We start from the raw sequence: 709 nt of genomic DNA, 5'->3' as shown, positions 1-709 counted from the left end.
GCGCAGCAGCGCCAGGCTGCCGCCTATGCCCACGGTGGTGAAGAAGGCCACCATGAACGGGGTTTGCAGCGTGGTGTCGAAGCTGACCGCGGCGACGCCGCTCTCGCGCAGCAGCAGGACGGCGATGGAGACGGCGAAGCCGCCTATCACTGGCGCGGGGATGCAGAAGCGCTCGAAGAAGCGCACATGACGCTTGAGCCGGTAGCCGGCCAGCAGGGCCAGCACCGCCAGCGCGGNNGCCTCGCGCCAGCGCGAGGCCTTGAACAGGTTCTCAGAGTGGTCGTGTCAGCCGGTGTATCAGCCGCGCCGCGGTCCGCGCGGTCAGTTGGTCCTGGTCCAGCTCAGGGTTCAGTTCCGCGATATCGGCCAGCCGCAGCTTGCCGCTGGCGCGGAGGATGTCGATCAACGCTTCCAGCGTCGCCAGTGGCACGCCCAGCGCCGCTGGCGCGCTGACGCCGGGCGCTTGCGACGCCGGCAGCGCGTCCAGGTCCATGGTCAGGTACAGGTAATCGCAGGGTTCGATGAAGTCGCGCAGCCGCTGCAAGGGCTGTTCCAGCCGCCAGGGTTGCAGTTCCTCGTCGAACAGCATCTGCACGTCCAGTTGTCTGGCGGTGGCGAACAGCGCGGCGGTATTGGCGGTTTCCGCCACGCCGGCGCACAGATAGTGGAACGGCCAGCCGCGCCGCTTGCAGTCGGCGGCGATTTGGGC

The 709-nt window shown here is 68.5% G+C and carries 2 protein-coding genes; both read right to left on the bottom strand.

What is annotated here, in order from left to right:
* A partial coding sequence (locus LQT98_RS23820) for a sodium/glutamate symporter (protein ID WP_331282596.1) occupies positions 1-231 on the bottom strand: 231 nt, incomplete at its 3' end.
* Between the two features lie 40 nt (positions 232-271).
* Positions 272-709 (bottom strand): arginase family protein (locus tag LQT98_RS23815; RefSeq protein ID WP_231465731.1); only part of this gene is annotated, 438 nt, incomplete at its 5' end.

This window comes from Chromobacterium aquaticum, assembly GCF_021129195.1.
In the GTDB taxonomy this organism is placed as follows: Bacteria; Pseudomonadota; Gammaproteobacteria; order Burkholderiales; family Chromobacteriaceae; genus Chromobacterium; species Chromobacterium aquaticum.
Note: the sequence above shows the minus strand (reverse complement) of the source record. Positions and strands in the feature narration are given on the sequence as shown.